The following is a 16,956-nucleotide window of genomic DNA, read 5'->3' on the forward strand; positions in this document are numbered from 1 at the left end:
GGCTTCTGGATAGCTTTCGGCATTTTGTTGCTGCTTTACGGGATTCAGGTCTTTTTTCTAATTCGGGCATGCCAATGCCTTTAGCCTGGAACATCGATCCCCCTAGCTGGAACGCGGTCTGTCCATCTCCCGGCGGCTGCGCCGATAGCGTTGATCAACGATATATTCATTTATAAGCCTGCTATTCCCGGGGATGCCGAGGTTGGCAGCGCCTGCATCGTTGAATACGCACGTGGCGCTCCCCTCAAGGTAGGTGGTTACCATTCTCGCGCTGCCGGTGAGCATTGGAGCCCGCACTGTGTTGGACGTGCGCTCATGCGTCGGGAAATTTCTTATAGACAGGGGAGGGTCTGTCAGGCTGGAAAATCACAAGCTGCCCCGCGAATGAGGAAGCAAAAAAGGTGCAAGACCAGATCGATTTCTTCCAGGCAACTCGGTCCTCGCATCATCGCCGATCAGCGGCCGTACCGTCGAGAACCAAAATGCGCACGATCTCAGCCGGTCGGCTTCGACCAAAACATGCGGACTACCGGACGGGGACAGTCGGTGCCGCGTCCCATCCTGTGGCCGGCGCTATGCTGACGCTCCTACGGTATCCCGTTCACCGCCCGCGCATGAGGGCGAATTTCCTCCGTCCTGCGCGCGACAACCGTCCACTGTTGCGGCCGCACGCAGGACTGCGGCTTATACGCCGTTCTTCCTTTGAGCGGCGTCCAGTTCGCAGGGCTAAATCACCATTGGTATGCAGACGAGCCTCTCGGCGTCTGGACAGAGATCAATTGCGCTTTGCACCAGGGTTCCTGGATCGTAAGCTCAAAACACGCTGCAGTCGCCTGATATGGTCCACTACGCTGGCCGGCTCATACGGCTTCGCAAGGTGCGGGCCTTCCTGACAAAGGTCGCCCGCCGCGATCGCAGTTCGTTCTACTGCGGCAGAAAGCACTATTTTGACCTCGGGCTTGTTCTCGCGAACCCACTTCGACAGTTGGAACCCGTCCATGTTGCCCGGCAGGTCAACGTCACACAAGACGGTGTCCACACCGAACTCCGCATAGTTCAACGCTTGTTGCGCCTCACGTGCGAAATGGGCCTCAATCACCCTGTAGCCACAGTGGCGGAGATAGTCCGCGATGACGCATCGGGCGATGACGTCGCCGTCAACCACGAGGATCGTTTGGCTCTGTTGGTTCGGGGCTTCCATAGACGGAGAACGGTCAGCAACCGGCAGGGTTCCACGCATCATGACCTGCGCGGGATGCCGACCGAAGATCGCGGCGAGATCCTGCACGAAATGATCCCTGCCGGCGGGCGCATTCAATTCAGAGGAGCGATGCCGCACTGGTGACGCCGTTTGCCACCTGGTCGACGAGACGGGCTAGAAGGCATGGTCTCGAAGCTCAAGGGGCAGTCCATATCGCAGCGGCAAACGAGCGCTTGGCGCAAGATCAAGTGCTTTGAGGAAAAGGAAATGCAAATCATCGGTGCACAGCGCGAGCGCGGCAAAGCTACCCAGGTGATCATGGCTGAAAAGGGCCTCTACAAAGGCGGCGCACTCGTCAACTTCAATGCCGCTGAGCGGCAAGCGCTTTGGGATCGTGTCCAGGGCAAGGTTGGCGGCCCGGTCCCGAAGGGACATAAAAAGGAAAAGGCCGAGTGGCTGAAGCCCGGACTGGTTGGCTGGGTCGAGACCCTCAAAGGCGAAGAGAAGCTGCGGCACGCAAGGCTGCTGGATTTCCGGGAGAAGAACGGAAATGGCCGTAGCTAAAAAGGACCAGGAGCGCGTCACCTATGCATGGATGTACGGTGCGCAGTCGCGCAAGGATGGCAAGGAGCGTGAGGTGCCATTACTGGCAGGAATATGCGGAAGCATGGCTGCAGGGCTTTGACGGTGTGGCGATGGACGGTTTTGGCAAGACCAAAACCGTCAACGACGAGATGGAGGCCGAGGTCGACGAAGCCGCCGTCGAGCGGCCCGACGAATAGCCATTTTGCCATGTGCCGTATGTTCGTTTTTGATTGAAGAAAGGGTTTCGGCGGGCCTATAAAGATTGCGTTTACCATTGCCTTTTTTGGGAGGATGCGATGGTTGCAACGCCCATAGATATCGCTCAAGCGGCCACTGCGACTACGGCTACCTTGCTGAAGTGGCAGAAGTCCATGGAGGAACGCGCCACGTTTCGCCAGAAATGGATCAATCGCGCAGGGCGATTCAAGCCTCACGCGATTTGCTGAAGCGCCTTCGCCAACGTCATCGCGACGACATGGCGGAAAGTTCGGAAAATGCCGACCCGTCTACTGCGCCGATATCGCAACGCGCCGGCAGCTAGCGGGAGGCGACCAGAGCCGATGTGATGGGGAAAGTTTCACTGGCCGTTCCTTGGGGGGCAGGCAAGTTAAACTTTGTCAACGAGCGGCCTTTTTCGCGCTCGCGGAAGCGCCACGTGGCTTTCGACCAGGCGCACGTGCTCGGCCTCGACAGTCACCAATGGCCGGAGGCTGACGGTTACCTTGTTCCCGTCGATGCGTGTATAGGGCCGATCAATTCCATATGCTGGCCAATCACAGCCTTCGAAGCCGAATCGACAACAGAATGCGGGAAGTCGTAGGAGGGGATCGTGACGCTTATGCGATCGGGCGTCACCCGGCCGCGCACAATCGCCGTGACTGCGACCTCGTCGCCAACTTTGATACTTCCCCGAGCCATGCCCAAGACTTTGGAGCAGCCGGCACCGGCGTCAAGATGAGGGGGAGCTAATAAAACCCCTCCGCGCCGCGATTGTGACGCGAGGCGATCCGATCGCTGCCAGCGACTTAGCAGACCAATTGACGACGGCGGCCGAGAAGCCTGGCATCCCTGCCGACCAAATCAACGGCGAAATCGAAAGCGTCTTCGAACTGCTCTTAGAGGTGATGCGGCGCGAGAGTTGCGCGAGGACAACCAGCCCGGAGGCTTCTCCGGGGTTGTGCCGGTCCTGTCCCGTTCCAGCGGATGAACTGCGCCTTCTGGCCGGTGACCGTCTCAATCGACTTCAACAGGGGTCCATGGGCCTCAGGTAGAGCTTGGCAGTGCTCCCTGTGGTACGCCAGGAGCGGCCCGGCGATGCTCTTGTGCAGCGCTTCGGCTGCCGCCAGGAAGCGCTCGATTTCAGCCCGGGAAAGCTGTTCGGAAGGTTTGTTCTGGCCATTGGCGCTCTCCATTGAGGGCGTCGCCGCGACGAGGACCATAATCCTACATGCCAGGCCGTCTGACAAGCGCCTCGCCGGCCTTACCTGAAGGAAGACGCAGGGCCACGGCGCCAAGCGGAGCCATCAGGAGCAACCCGCAAAGATGAGCAACGGCAGGCCCGGCGACCTCCTTTGGCACATGGGACAAACAAGAAGGGCGCCGAGCCTTACCGGCGCTGCTTTGTGAGGGTGACGACGCCGGATGATGAGAGTATGCGATAATGCTAATGTCTGCGAACCATGCGAATGAAGGAAAGCCGCGTGGCAGTGCCAATCAACGACATTGAGACCAAGGTCGGCGGGTGCGATCAGGTTCGGACCATGATGACGGGCTGGTGGGCCTGCACATGGTGGTGGCTACCGCGCTACCGCCTTGCTTTGCGCCAGCCGGCGGCCCATGCCTAGCCTCGCTGCACAACCAGCGCTCGCTGTACTGAAACTGATCGTCGTCTGGCAGTAATGCTCCTGCCCTGGAACGTGATAAATCGCTCGTCGGTACTGGTGGAAATGTTGCCCTTGATATCGCAGCTCCCCGCGCCGGCCGTGCGGGTGCCACTCAGCCAGCCAGCTGGGATGAGCCCGACGAGCTTGTCGAGAGCTTGGGTTCACTTTGAAAACCGGTCAGGGAACCATCACCAGCGCCGGCAGATATTGCCGTCGCCACATCCACCGCCCCTTTGCGTTCTTGCGCCAGCGGTCGGCCTGATCCGCACCTTGATGACGCTGGACTTTGCCCACGCCCTCTCCCCCGAGTGCAGAATGCTTCCAAAGCGGTAGCGAGTCCAGACCGAAACATTAGCGCCGACTAACGGTTATTTCGGCAGTGTTCCGAACCGTGATTGGTAGAGCGTTGGTGGCGCCCTCCTAAAATATGTGGTCGGACGTGCTTTAGAAAGCTTCGCCCCAGAAGGGGCGTGCTTGACGATTTCGGCGAACAGAAAAAGTCGCCGGCTCCGCCCGACCAGGCCGGGAGGCGGTCTTCATGGACAAGCCTAAGGCCATGCGCGAAATGATCTTGCGCGAATGCAATGACGCGGCAATGAGCAAGCCCTACGCCGAGTTCTGCGCCGACGTGAATTCCCTCCGCGGAATGCAGTAGGTCATTCACGGCGCCGCGCAGTTTGACGACGATGGTGGGCAAATTGCCCTCATCACAATGACTGTCAGCTTCCGCAGGCAACAGCGTAGCCAGCGGTGACCGACGCCGGCCCAGAGACTCCCCAGGCCGCTCCTCGCCAGCCTACAGGCGAGCAGGCCGGCATCGGTCAGTAAGGTCCCGTAGGTGTGCAATATATCGTTCACGCCACGAATTGCGGACGTTCGAAACCGGTGATTGGCCATTTCGTGTGACCAAATTCCGCGACTGTTTACTTGCGATCACAAGGCCCCGCAACCTGGAGGTTCCGAAGCGCCATACTGGAGTACCATTGGCGTGGTCACGCGATTTGAACCCGACAACGGTGCTTGAACCAGACCAGGTTAAACATCCGTTATCGTTTTGCGCCAGAAGCGGCCAGTCAGCTTCCGGCCAAATGCGGCAGCGCTCATATTACCATGGTCAAATACAGCTCGCATGAAACTAGTTGTCTTCTTGGTCCTTTGGTTCGCCAGACCATACGAGAGAATACGAGAGAAACGGCTTGGCGAACTATGAAATCCAACGGATCTACGCTCCCCGTCATTTCCTTCGCGAGCGTCAGACGCTCCTCCAGGCGCTGCTCACGCTCCGTTCGTGCACTTGAGGCGCTCATGCGCGTCTGCGAAAAGGCACTCTGCCGTCAAAGCCTTTCCCCACTCTCGATAATTTCCGCAAGCTGCCGCTGGCTATCGGCGGTTCGTTGATGCGCAAACTGTGACGGCGGTCGTTACCGTGGCTCGAGTGTCAGCAGATGTGGTAAGGCTGATTGTCGACGAGTAGCAGAGGGGTCCAGCAACAATGACTTTGAGACGAACCAGAGCTTACGGCGGATCCGGCTTGGTTCTGGCGGTTTGCACTGTATTGGCTTGGCAAAACGCCTCCGCCGCTCAAGATTGCTACGCAGCCGCGACGCCTGGCGTCAATTGGCAGGAGTGTGACAAAAAGCTTCTCATCCTAGAAGGACAGGACCTGAGCGGGGCAAACCTGTTCGGTGTTGATTTCACTTCGACCGACCTCAGGAACAGCAATCTCCTTGCGGCAAATTTTGAGAAGGCAACGCTTGTGCGCGCTTCCCTGGCCGGCTCGACCGCCAAAGGCGCCCGGTTCGACAAAATCGAGGCTTACAGGACCGACTTCAGCCATATGGACGCGCAGGGCGCTGTGTTTGCGGGCGCGGAAGTGCAGCGCTCGAATTTCCAGGACGCCAATCTGGTCAATGTTGATTTCACAAAGGCGGAATTGGGGCGTGCACAGTTCCATGACGCCGATGTCAGCGGCAGCCACTTTTCGTTTGCCAATCTCGCGCGGGCGGACTTCCGAGGAGCGAAGTTCACCGCACCGATAGACTTTGACGGCGCTTTTTTCTTTCTGACCCGTATCGAGGGCCTCGATCTGTCCAATTCGGCGGGTCTGTCCCAGTGGCAGCTCAACATGGCTTGCGGAGACGCCCGGACCGAGTTGCCTTCTGGCATGACGAGGCCAGAAGATTGGCCCTGTCAATTCCAGCAGGAATAGCCTGCCCGTCCGCTTCCGGCCCAAAGGCTGCCGGGCGGCAATGCGCCTCAATGCAGTCCTCGGCCGCGGGTCAAAGCACGACACTGCGGGACATTTCCGGCAATCTCATTTACCGGCGAACGACAACGACCAAATGGAGGACGGATGCCCAAGGTCAAAGGTGATACCGCTCTGGACAAGGAGCGCGCCAAAACAGAGAAGCTCCTCAAAAAGGTTGGATATACAGCCTTGAAGGAGGCCGGTGTGTTATCCAAGCGACCCGACCTCCCAGATCTAAAGATTGAAAAGCGAGGGAAATAGCGCGGACACTCGCGTGCTGACCTGACCGAAGGCACGCCCAAAATGTAGACGTCTGCTTTGCCTTCTCAAGCTAGGAGGGTGCAGGCGGCGCTTGCGAGAACCACAAGGCGGACTGCTGGGCCGGAAGAAGCTGTCGTATTTCCGCCCCGGTGCGATCCGACACTTCACAACTTTTTCACTTTCAATTGGGGGGCCATATCATATGAACGAAGAGACCGGCGTTCAGAAGTTGGTGCGCACGCTGCGTGCTCGAGCACCTGATGACGCAGCTGAATTGCTCGCTAGAGAGTCTCCCGAGTTCATCCGCGACACACTAAAACTGTTGCCTGACGGGCACGCCCGTAAGGTGGCCGAGCATTTGCCACTGCATATGCGGCCCATCAGCTCTCATGATGGTGACATGGGTTTCGCGATCCCCGAGTCGCTCGTCGAGGTGATGGACCCGATCCCCGCCAGCGTTCCTGTCGGGACGACGGTTGCTGCCGCGGTGGAAGCCGTCAGAGGCGCCCAAGTGCCGACCGAGCTCACTTATCTCTACGTCACGGACGAGGGTAATAAACTGGTTGGCCTGGCGGTCCTGCGGGATCTGATGCTGAGCGAACCGGACGCGGTTGTCGATCACATCATGCTGCCCAGGCCGTTCGCTCTTGATGTCGGTCTCTCTTTGAGTAACGCATGCAAGGCGGCGGTACGGCGTCACTATCCTGTCTATCCGGTGGTGGATGCGGAGAACCGGCTGCTCGGGCAGGTTCGCGGCTGGCGCTTGTTCGAGCAGCAAATCATCGAGATTTCCGCCCAGTCTGGCCAGATGGTCGGCCTCCAGAAGGAGGAGCGCTCTTTTACGCCGCTGTTTTCAGCCTTCCTGAAGCGCCATCCGTGGCTGCAGTTGAATCTCCTGACGGCCTTCATGGCCGCATTCGTGGTCAGTTCGTTCACAGGCACGATCGAGAAGATCGTCGCCCTGGCGGCGTTCCTCCCGGTCTTGGCCGGGCAGAGCGGAAACACCGGCTGCCAGGCACTGGCTATGACGCTGCGTGGCCTTGCCCTGGGGGATGTGGACAAACGACCGAAGCTGCACTTGGTGATGAGAGAGGGCGCGCTCGCGGCCGCCAACGGCGCGCTCGTCGGCGTTGTTGCGGCTGCGGCGATGTGGTTCTATGCCTCGAGGCAACCGGCGTCGGCGGCGCAGGCGCCGATGCTGGCACTTGTGATCCTGCTTGCCATGTCCGGATCGTGCCTCATGTCCGGCATCTCCGGCGTGCTGATCCCGTTGGGCCTGCGCCGGGTAGGCGCCGATCCGGCGGTCGCCTCGGCGATCTTCCTCACCACCGTGACCGATATTGTAGGCATGGGCCTGATGCTGGGGCTGGCAACCATGCTCGTGCTCTAGCAAGCTGCGTGCGGTGACGCGTCCCTGGGAGTTGGGGCAATGAGCTGACCTCGCGTTCAAAGAAATTGCAAGACCCGGGCCGAATCGCACACGCGTCGTGAGAAGCACCTTCCGGCAGCTCTCCGGCCCCTTGCGAAACGCGACGGAAGGCCTTTGGAGAACCGTGGGTGACCTTGAAGCCTGGTGACCAGATACGCAGAATCGCCCACCCAATATTAATCTTGTCGGCTGTGCGATCCACTACTGATGAGATTTGAGTTTGTTAAGCCTTGGGCCAAATACTTTAATCACGTGCAGCAATGTCGAGAAGAGTTTTTGACAATCAGCGCAGCCGAAATAGGAATAAACCCGATATCTTGTTGCGCAGCTGCAACAGCTGCTGAGGACTCGCATAAGTCCGGCGACCGTTCAGTCGCCTTTTTCTTGCAGTCCTGCTAAATCTCTCGCACTAGTCGGGTTTGGGGTGGGTTCTCGGCATGCAATCTTCGTTTCGAACGATCTTCGGCGTCGCCGCAGCGCTGCTTTGTGCCGGCGTGTTGCCGGCCGGCGCACAAGGTCTTTTTGGGGCCTATGACGATGCGTTTGCGGCCCGCATCGCCAGTCCGGCCGACAACGGAACGCTCGCCCAATTCGTCACGGTTGCGGTCAATGCTGGGCAATACGATCAGGCGATCTCCTCGATCGAGCAGTATCTGATCCAATACCCGCGCGATGCGCGCGCCCGGCTTGCGGCCAGCCGGTTATATTATCATGTCGGGTCCTATGAATTGGCCCGGCGGCAGGTGCAGTACGGCATCGAAGTCGGAGGTCTGACCGCAAGTGAGCAACAGGAAGCTGTTCGCCTGCTCGCCCGCATCGAGCGCGCGTTGCGTGGCGTCACCTGGGAACTCGCCCTGACCGGCGGCGTATTCAGCGCATTCACCGATTTTGAGCCAGGCGGGGCGCAGGACGACGACAGCTTCGTCTCGCCTTACGGGCAGGCGGAAGGTTTTGTGCGGTGGGACCTCGGCACGCCAAGTGCCGACGCGCTCGTTCTTTCGGGGTCGTTGACCGCGACTGAGCGTCTTTTCACGGAAGACCTGTCGGTTCCGGGTGGCGAGAAGACTTTTATCCACGGCAACGCAGCGATAACCTGGGACAAGGGACTGCCCAACAGCGGGATCGATTCGCTGCGCCTGCTGCTTTCCGCGTTCACCGTTACGGATCGTTTCGACAGCGACATTTACGAAACCGGTATCGGCCTCAGTGGACGTTTCGTCGTTCGCCCGACGGTCGAGACGACGCTCTTCGCCGGTGGCGGCTACATCGATCTAAGCGCCTCGCAAGGCATTTTCGCGGATAGCAGGGTCTTCTATGAGGCAGGCGGCAGCTACCGCTTCCGCAATGGCCAGGCGCTCGGCTTGCGCTTTGTCGGCTCGAATGACTTCGCTTCCGGATCGGGCGAAATCAGCCGCAGCTATACGGGCGAGGTCCGCTATGGCGGCCTGTTGATGAACGTACCGGATCTTTTCGCCTGGTCGCACCAGATCGCCTTATCGGCCGGCCACAGCGACACTCCCGATCTGTCCGTCGGCATCGGCACAAATATCAAGAGCGACTTCTGGCGCATTGCCTCGGAAAGCGATTTTCAGCTGACGGAAGCGCAGAAGATCAGCGTTGATCTCGCCTATCGTAAAACCAACTTCGCCCTCGCCAACCGCGACCGAAAATCGTTCGAAATGCTCATGAGCTATACGTTGACGCTCAATTGAAAGAGGCCGCGATGAGGTATCATCAGATCGTCATTTTTATCGCCTGCCTCGCCTTCGCGGCACCATCCGCCGCTGAGACGGTCGGGTCGATGACGGCCTATCAGACCATCATCGTCCGCAATAACGGCGGGACGATGAACGTTGGCGCCGGCGTCGAACTCGGCGACCAGTTGCGCAGCAATCCCACCGGTCTCGGAATGCTGGTGTTCCGGGATGAATCGAGCGCCAAGATTGGTCCAAACACCAGCCTGACGATCGATGAGTTCGTCTACAATCCGGGCTCCGGGTCGGGAAAGATCGACATCGGGATGAACAGCGGCCTGGCCCGTTTTTATGGCGGCCAGGTTTCGAAAGGGGGCGTCATGCAGGTTGCGACGCCGCACATGGTGCTCGGAGCGAGAGGCGGCATCATCGAAGTGCTGGTGGCAGCCGGCCAGACCGTCGGCATATTGCGCGCCGGCCGCATGACCTGCACGATCAATGGCAAACGGCTGGTCATCACGAACCCGGGCTACGCCTGCACGTCGGACGATGGCAAGCTTCTGGCCGGCTACGGCGGCATCGACGCCTTCCCGATCTTGGACAGTATCGACCGGATAGCGGGAACCGGCCTGCCGGGCGCACCGGGTCCTGGGTTGGACGTAAGCGCAATTTGTGCGTCGGCTCTAGGCTCCTCGCTCAAAGTCTGCGGGTCCAGGGACGGCGCACTGCCAGGAGTGGTCATGGAATTCCCTGACAGCCCAACGCCACCTGCGGGCAGCGGGGGGCGGCGGGGCGAGTGTGAGGGTGAGGGTTGCTGCTACTACTACAACTGCGATTAGGCTTGGCTGCACGAGATGAGCCACTCGGTCGGTAGGCGCTGGGCTGATTGGCGGCAAGCCGGCAGGCGCAAAATATCCGGCCTTTTGGTCGTGCTCCTGCTGCTCGCTTGCCATTTGGCTTTTGACGGGCCGTTGTCGCGCCTGCGTGAGCGGACGTACGACTTTTATCAGTTTCTCGCCCCACGCCAGGCGACGAGCAATCCTGTCGTGATCGTCTCGATAGACGACGACAGCCTCAAGGCACATGGGCGATGGCCCTGGAACCGTGGCCTCTTGGCCGATCTGGTCGATGGCATCACGCAATCCGGCGCGGCGGTGGTCGGGCTTGCGCTGGTACTCCCCGAGGCTGACACCTCGCCTGAGGGCATGGCCGGAGACAAGCGCCTGGCAGCGGCGCTGTCCAAAAATCGAACGGCGCTTGCCGTCAGCCTGGGCAATGAAGCGACGGTTTCAGAAGCAGAACCCAAAGCCGGCTGGTCGATCGTCGGGCAAGTACCCGATACACTTCCCGGCTTCACCGGTCTTACCGGGTCGCTTGCCGAATTCTCGAACGCCGCCGCAGGCCTAGGCGTGATTCGCACCTTGCCCGATCCCGACGGCGTACTGCGCCATGTGCCGCTGCTCTGGCTTCGCAACACCCCTCAACGCGCGCAGCTGTGGCCGTCTTTCGCACTCGAGCTCCTGCGCCTTTACGCTGGACAGGACGGTTACACAGCCCGGATGAATGCAGCCGGGTTCGACGCACTCAGGATGGAAGGCGCCATTGTGCCGCTCGAGCCGGAGGGGAGCATCCGCCTCTGGGAAACCGCCACCGACACGCCTCGCCTGTCTGCCAGCACTATCCTTTCGGGCCATGGCGATCCGCGGCTGCGGGACGCCATCGCCATTGTCGACCTGTCGGCTGTGGGCCTGACGCAGTACCTGCCCACGCCGACGAGTCCAGCGCGACCAGGAGCGGAGATCCACGCCGATGCGATCGGCCAGATGCTTGCCGGGCGCTTCCTGGCAGAGCCAGCGCACGCGCGTATGCTCGAGCGGCTCTGGTTTCTCCTCAGCGCCGTCGTTTTCATCGGGGTTTCCGGAGTGCTCGCCGGGCGTGTCGTGCTTGGCGCCCTCTCCCTGGCGCTGCTGGCCGTCACGCCGTTCGTGTTCGGCGCTCTCGAGTACAGCCTGCAGGGTGCACTCTATGACCCGCTGCAGCCGGCGCTTGCAACCATCATGGTTGCGGGCTTCGAAGGCTATGTCCTCTACAGGCGCAGCGAGCAGCGCCGGTCCACCCTGACGCGACAGTTCTCCCAATATCTGTCGCCCTCCGTGGTGCAGCGCCTCGCAAGCTCGGACACCGAGGCAATCCTGTCCGGCGAGAAGCGCGAGATCACCATTTTGATCAGCGACATACGTGGCTTCACGACCATGAGCGAACAGCTCGACACCCAAGAGATCGCCAAGGTGGTCAACCATTTCCTCGGCATTGCGACCGATGAGATCCTCAAGCGCGACGGCACCATCGACAAGTTCATGGGCGATGCGGTGCTGGCCTTCTGGAACGCACCGCTAGATCAACCCGATCATCGTGAGCGTGCGCTCGACGCGGGCCTGGCCCTTATAGAGCGGGTGAGGCGCGAAGACGCCGCCTTCACCGCGGATGGCCATCGCTCCATCGAAATCGGCGTCGCCATCGAGACCGGCATCTGCTCGGTAGGCAATTTCGGCTCCGAACGGCGCTTCGATTACACCGCGATCGGCTCCCCCGTGAACCGCGCGGCACGGCTCGAATCGACGACCAAGAAGCTGGGCATCCCCCTGGTGCTTGGACCCGGCTTTGCGGCAGGAGCATCGATGCCGGTCGTCCAGGCGGGCGCCTTTGAGCTCCAGGGTTTCAAGGGCGAGGTGCCGGTTTTCACCGTTCCGGAGATGCAAGCTGCTCAACAAGGTATGAGCCGCGAAGTAGAGAGCCAACGTGGTGAGCAATCTGGCGCCCCCGCCATGGTGGTTGGTTCGCCGCCATCCGTGCAAATGGCGCCGCTTGACCTGACACCCCGAACCCGGAGCATCCGCTGATCGGATCCAGCGGATCGCAAGATGCGATTGTCACGGGCACAGACGGACATCTCGTTTCGGCGACCATCGAGGGATGCGACGGCTTGCGTCACTCGTCCTTGAAAGTCACCTTCATATGTTTGTGCACCATTGAGGCGAGGTCCTCGGCATCCCAGTTCGTTAGCCTGATGCAGCCGTGAGAGAAGGTCTTCCCGATCTTGCCGGGTTCGGGCGTGCCGTGAATGCCGTAGCTTTCGATGGAGAGGTCGATCCAGATTGATCCCACGGGATTGTTAGGGCCGGCAGCAATGGTGAAGGGCCGCTTGGTTTTGACTCCCTTGAATGCAAAATCGGGATCGTAGTGATAGGTCGGGTTGTGCACCATCCTTTGGATCTCTGCCTGCCCACTTGGTGCCGGCTTCTCGTCGCTCCCGATCGAGGCAGGGTAGACGGCAAGCGCTTTATTGGAGGGGTCGAGCACGCGCACCTGATGAGCGCCTTTGTCGACTTCGACGCCGGCAATGGTGGCGGGAGGTTCACCCCGGCCAACATCTGGTACCAGCAGCGTGGTTCCAGCTTTCCTGAATCCGGTGCCTGGGTTTAGCCTCCTGAGCAATGGTTCGCTCACATGGAAGCGCTCCGCCAGCTTCTCGATCGAGTCGTGATAGCCAAGCCTTCTCAGGCGAGCCATCTTCTCCATGCGCCCCGGAATGCGTTTGGTGAAGGGGCCGCGTACATCTTTGCGGTTCAGTTCATAGGTGACCAGAGCTGGGCTGGTGGAGGTTGCCATCAGCTTGTCCCAAGTCGCCTGGGTGAGCTTGCCATCTGGCGCCAGTCCGTTCGACGCCTGGAAGGCCTTGACCGCCTTGGCGAAGTTCTCTCCAAGGCGGCCGTCGATGAGCCCCGGTGAGAAGCGCGCACGATCCAAAAAAATTTGCGCCTTCAGCACGGCAGGATCGAGCCCTTTCGGGTCGCCGGCGGAGAATTGCGCCTGATTTACCGCGGCTAGATCCAGCTTGGCCGCCTCCGTCCCGCCGCATGCGAAGGCGAATGCAATGGCGAGGAGGAGAAGGAGCCTGATCATCGATGTCACTCCTTGCGTTAAATCGCACCTGATATGCTTCTATGACGCGCTGTGGCAGATCTGGTTCCATTCGCCGGTAGGAGGATCATAGGCAACCAGCCTTACGCTGCCGACCGGTCCGAGACGTTCGATGCCCATGCCTTGCCCCTCACGAGAGGCGTTGCTGGCCGCGCAGATCGGCAGTGTAAAAATGGTCTGGCCATGTTGACGTGAGCTTCTACCTTCCAACTGCCCACTACCTGGACCGGCAGTCAAATGGTCTCAGGGCAGCAAGTGAGGAGATGCGCTGGGAACCGGCTTGTCGGGCGGGTATTCTATTGATCTTCGGTATCGATAGATCCATGTTCCGTCGTCACTGTGATCGCGTTGTCGCCCGCGATTGCTCTAGCGTATTCGAAGCGCTCCAACTTCTGTTCTGCCGATAGGCCTTTGAACATCGCGGTGGCCGAGTTCGTGATTTTGAAGTCGCCGCAACTCGGACAGCGAAACTCCCGGATGTCGCCAAATGTCTCCGAATTAACGAGCGCCTGCTCATCTGTAATCGGGCAAATTGCGGCCATCCAAGCCATCGTGGTCCTCCGTCCTAAGGCCGTCCTCGATTACCCAAAAGGCATCGTCGAGTGCAAAATCCATTTCTGCCGACGCTCACCCCACCTGGAGTACTCCACCGAGTAGATTGCGCTCTCCACTCTCCAACCCGGAATGTGGATTAAAGCCAGTTCCTCGGCGAGCGATTTGCTGGTGAGCGGTAGGCGCTCTCGCTCTGGAGCCTCTCCCAAACGATCGGAGATGTTCATGTAGCGTCGGGCAGGACCGAAGGGCCGGAACGTGGCGTTTTCATCTCTTCGGCAATCACCAGCAGCGCCTCCAGAGCGACGGCGATCCCCGACATCACCGTACTTATGTCTGCGCTGCCGCCGAGCGTCGAAAGTTCGGCCGCTCGCGTTTGCATGCTTTGGCTCAGCTCTTGTAACTTCAGGCGCAGCTCGTCATCCATGTATGTTCTCCAAGCTTGACGCTGGAGGAACGCGCCTGCTTACAACCCGTTCCGCCGGTGGCCGCAGAGAACCAGAGACACCGCAGATGCTACAACTCGCGCTGTGGCGGCGCTTAGGATGGGCGGTGGATTGAGCCTCAGCGACTGACCGTCGGCAAATAGCGGATGCTTCAGTCTCGAAAAGGTGCTGGACGGCTCGATATGCACCGGCCCTTGGCCCTGGGTGCTGGTCCCATGCACAGTAAGGCCGTGCAAGTGCGCGCGGCCTCTGGGCTCAACATTCCAGTCGTCATGGTCCAAAGTTGTCCCAAGGTGGGTTCTCACCAAAGTGGGCGGCGAGAAGCGTCACGAAGCTTTGAACTTTGGCGGAAAGATGCCTTCTTGACGGGTACATCGCGTAGATCGACCGGCTTACCGGCTTGAACTGGGGCATCACTGTCTCCAGCTGGCCCGAACGGATGGCTTCTCCAACAAGGAAAGTGGGGCAAAGTACTATGCCTGCTCCACCCAGCGCCGCATCGCGCAGGAGCTGCCCGTTCGTTGCCGTCATCCGTGCAGTGATTTTTACCGCCACTTCCCCCTTTGGTCCGTCGAACCGCCATTTTCCGCGGCTGGCGCGCAACGCGTAGTCCAGACAATCATGGTCGTGGAGATCCGACGGCTTTGTGGGACGCCCGCGTCCGTCCAGATAATCGCGCGAAGCGCAGACCACCTCGCGTGAGGGCGCGATTCGGCGAGCAACCAGATTGGAAACCGTGAGTGGAGCGATGCGTACCGCGACATCCAGGCCCTCTTCCACGATGTCAACCACACGGTCGTCCAACACCAACTCAACCGACACCTCCGGGTAGACCGCGAGATATTCTGCAACGACTCTCCCAAGGTGCATCGCGCCGAAGGAGATCGGCGCGCTGACACGCAGTGAGCCGGTCGGACGTGTCTTGCTCTCGGCCGCGCTCGTACGAACTTCCTCGACATCCTCGATTATGCGCAGACTGCGCTCGTAGACGGAGGCGCCGAGCTCTGTCAGGCTGATGCGCCGGGTCGTCCGGTTGAGAAGGCGTGCGCCAAGCCACTCTTCCAGCATTTGGACATGCTTGCTCACGGCCGCTGGCGATAGTCGCATCCGCTTGGCCGCTCCAGCGAAACTGCCTTCACCGACGACGTTGGCAAACACGGTCATGCTGGTCAGCCGGTCCAACTGCAATCACCTCTTTCATTCACGTTTCGTGAATTCACCATCCATATCTCCCTCGATTATCAATCCGCAGTGGACAGATTATCTGAAACCAGGCCGGGATCAATTGTCCGATCCGTCTCTCTAACGTTTGCCCGAAACGTTGGCGTCGAGTGCCTTCTCGCGAGCTGGAGGTGATCATGTCTCTGACCAAAGCAGCCCTTCGGGAGAAACAGGGAGCCACTTTTCGCATGTGGCTCTCCGTGCTCACTGTATCGATGGGTATTTTTTCGATGATCACTGCGGAGCAACTCCCTGTGGGGCTGATTCCGGCAATTTCTTCCGAGTTGAATGTCTCTATTGGGAGTGGCGGTCTCACGGTGACGATACCCGGCGTAATTGCGGCGTTCGCTTCTATCGGTTTGCCGTTGGCAGTGGGGAGGCTCGACCGGCGTATTCTGATGGCGGGCCTGCTCGCGGTAATGGCTGCGGCGAGCGTGATTTCAGCGCTCGCAACGAACTTTCCCGTTCTGCTCGCGTCCAGGCTGCTCGTCGGGATCACCATCGGTGGCTTTTGGGCGATAGCCGGGAGCATCGCAGTACGCCTTGTTCCTGGACCGTCCGTGCCGCGCGCCATGACTATTGTCTTCGGCGGTGTAAGTGCCGCTGCGGTGCTGGGCGTGCCGGCCGGCACGATCATCGGTGATCTAGTCGGCTGGCGCGGCGCGTGCGGGTCTCTCGCCGGCCTGAGCTTTGCCATACTGCTCGCCGCCCTGCTTGTGCTTCCGAAGCTGGAGGCGGCGCAGCCTGTGGAGGTGAAAGCCCTGCGTGCGCAATTGCGCAATCCCGCCCTCCTGGCGGGCGTGGTTGCGACCGCACTGCTGGTGGCTGCCCACTACGGTGCCTACACTTTCGTGAGCCCGGTGTTGCTGGAGGTCTCGGGCGTCACTGCAGGGAGCATAGGTTGGTTACTGTTGGGGTATGGCATTCTCGGAATAATTGGCAACGCCGTCGCAGGCGTCTGGGCCGCCAAATCCGTCGGTCGCACATTGGCCTGCGTCGTCATTGGGCTCGGCGCCACGCTGGCTCTCTTCCCGTTGCTCGGGGTCACGCCGCTCACAGGAACCATCCTGCTGCTGGTGTGGGGCTTCGCGTATGGCGCGGCGCCCATTACGCTGCAGACGTGGGTGCTGAGCGCAGCACCAGAAAGCGCGGAGACCGCGACGGCCATCTACTGCTTCACTTTCAATCTTGCCATCTCCGTGGGTACCCTAGCGACCAGTCAGATCGTCGACACGATGGGCGTGAACAGGGTCCTCTGGGTCGACTCCGCCATCATCCTGCTGGTGCTGCTGCCGGTGTGCCGCGCACCCATGCTTAACCGGAACATCGGAAACTCGTAGACAGCAAGCCATCCTGTGCCGCCCCGTCTGGCAATGATGTGATAGGTTGAAGTAGATCTTCGTTTCCTCTGTCTTGAAAGTCACGCGCGTCACATCAAACGCGGGTTCCGCCGCA

At 60.1% G+C, this 16,956-nt stretch carries 15 protein-coding genes; 10 read left to right on the plus strand and 5 right to left on the minus strand.

Annotation, left to right across the window (positions count from 1 at the left end; all coding sequences use genetic code 11):
* Window positions 1-775: 775 nt before the first annotated feature.
* A complete protein-coding gene (locus NKJ78_RS05585) occupies window positions 776-1,288 on the minus strand; it encodes a response regulator (protein ID WP_352459495.1) in 513 nt (170 codons plus the stop codon).
* A gap of 96 nt (window positions 1,289-1,384) precedes the next feature.
* On the opposite strand from NKJ78_RS05585, the gene NKJ78_RS05590 reads away from it, so the two are divergent.
* From NKJ78_RS05590 to NKJ78_RS05630, 9 genes are all read left to right on the plus strand, one after another.
* Window positions 1,385-1,765, plus strand: coding sequence for an ATP-dependent DNA ligase (locus tag NKJ78_RS05590; protein WP_050596043.1), 381 nt, complete (start codon window positions 1,385-1,387; stop codon window positions 1,763-1,765).
* A 68-nt stretch (window positions 1,766-1,833) separates the two neighbouring features.
* Complete coding sequence (locus NKJ78_RS05595; RefSeq protein ID WP_245260474.1) at window positions 1,834-1,983, plus strand: hypothetical protein; 150 nt, start codon at window positions 1,834-1,836, stop codon at window positions 1,981-1,983.
* 1,503 nt (window positions 1,984-3,486) lie between these two features.
* Window positions 3,487-3,630 carry a hypothetical protein gene (locus NKJ78_RS05600; RefSeq protein ID WP_156942341.1) on the plus strand — a complete coding sequence of 48 codons (144 nt, stop codon included), beginning with the start codon at window positions 3,487-3,489 and terminating at the stop codon, window positions 3,628-3,630.
* Between the two features lie 1,531 nt (window positions 3,631-5,161).
* Window positions 5,162-5,878, plus strand: coding sequence for a pentapeptide repeat-containing protein (locus NKJ78_RS05605; protein ID WP_023739588.1), 717 nt, complete (start codon window positions 5,162-5,164; stop codon window positions 5,876-5,878).
* 144 nt (window positions 5,879-6,022) lie between these two features.
* Entirely contained in the window at window positions 6,023-6,178 is a 156-nt protein-coding gene (locus tag NKJ78_RS05610) for a hypothetical protein (protein WP_023739587.1), read from the plus strand.
* A gap of 202 nt (window positions 6,179-6,380) precedes the next feature.
* The gene (locus tag NKJ78_RS05615) at window positions 6,381-7,568 is read left to right on the plus strand and encodes a magnesium transporter (protein WP_352536736.1); all 1,188 of its coding nucleotides are present in this window, start codon (window positions 6,381-6,383) and stop codon (window positions 7,566-7,568) included.
* A 458-nt stretch (window positions 7,569-8,026) separates the two neighbouring features.
* On the plus strand, window positions 8,027-9,319 hold the full coding sequence (locus NKJ78_RS05620) for a tetratricopeptide repeat protein (protein WP_352562388.1): 1,293 nt from the start codon (window positions 8,027-8,029) through the stop codon (window positions 9,317-9,319).
* An 11-nt stretch (window positions 9,320-9,330) separates the two neighbouring features.
* Complete coding sequence (locus tag NKJ78_RS05625; RefSeq protein WP_023667958.1) at window positions 9,331-10,140, plus strand: FecR family protein; 810 nt, start codon at window positions 9,331-9,333, stop codon at window positions 10,138-10,140.
* Window positions 10,141-10,155: 15 nt separating this feature from the next.
* Window positions 10,156-12,201 carry a CHASE2 domain-containing protein gene (locus NKJ78_RS05630; RefSeq protein ID WP_352459497.1) on the plus strand — a complete coding sequence of 682 codons (2,046 nt, stop codon included), beginning with the start codon at window positions 10,156-10,158 and terminating at the stop codon, window positions 12,199-12,201.
* An 88-nt stretch (window positions 12,202-12,289) separates the two neighbouring features.
* Here NKJ78_RS05630 and NKJ78_RS05635 read toward each other — a convergent pair whose 3' ends face one another.
* From NKJ78_RS05635 to NKJ78_RS05650, 4 genes are all read right to left on the minus strand, one after another.
* Entirely contained in the window at window positions 12,290-13,264 is a 975-nt protein-coding gene (locus tag NKJ78_RS05635; protein ID WP_352459498.1) for a L,D-transpeptidase family protein, read from the minus strand.
* Window positions 13,265-13,578: 314 nt separating this feature from the next.
* Window positions 13,579-13,833 (minus strand): hypothetical protein, encoded by a 255-nt coding sequence (locus tag NKJ78_RS05640; protein ID WP_352459499.1) that lies wholly within the window; start codon window positions 13,831-13,833, stop codon window positions 13,579-13,581.
* Window positions 13,834-14,057: 224 nt separating this feature from the next.
* Window positions 14,058-14,261: a hypothetical protein gene (locus tag NKJ78_RS05645; RefSeq protein ID WP_023667962.1), complete on the minus strand. Its 204-nt coding sequence runs from the start codon at window positions 14,259-14,261 to the stop codon at window positions 14,058-14,060.
* Window positions 14,262-14,550: 289 nt separating this feature from the next.
* Window positions 14,551-15,462, minus strand: a complete 912-nt coding sequence (locus NKJ78_RS05650; protein ID WP_352459500.1) for a LysR family transcriptional regulator — start codon at window positions 15,460-15,462, stop codon at window positions 14,551-14,553.
* Window positions 15,463-15,638: 176 nt separating this feature from the next.
* Between NKJ78_RS05650 and NKJ78_RS05655 the strand changes: the two genes are divergently transcribed.
* Window positions 15,639-16,841: an MFS transporter gene (locus NKJ78_RS05655; protein ID WP_352459501.1), complete on the plus strand. Its 1,203-nt coding sequence runs from the start codon at window positions 15,639-15,641 to the stop codon at window positions 16,839-16,841.
* Window positions 16,842-16,956 lie beyond the last annotated feature (115 nt).

The sequence above is a fragment of the Mesorhizobium sp. M0037 genome (genome assembly GCF_040323635.1).
Classification (GTDB): Bacteria; Pseudomonadota; Alphaproteobacteria; order Rhizobiales; family Rhizobiaceae; genus Mesorhizobium.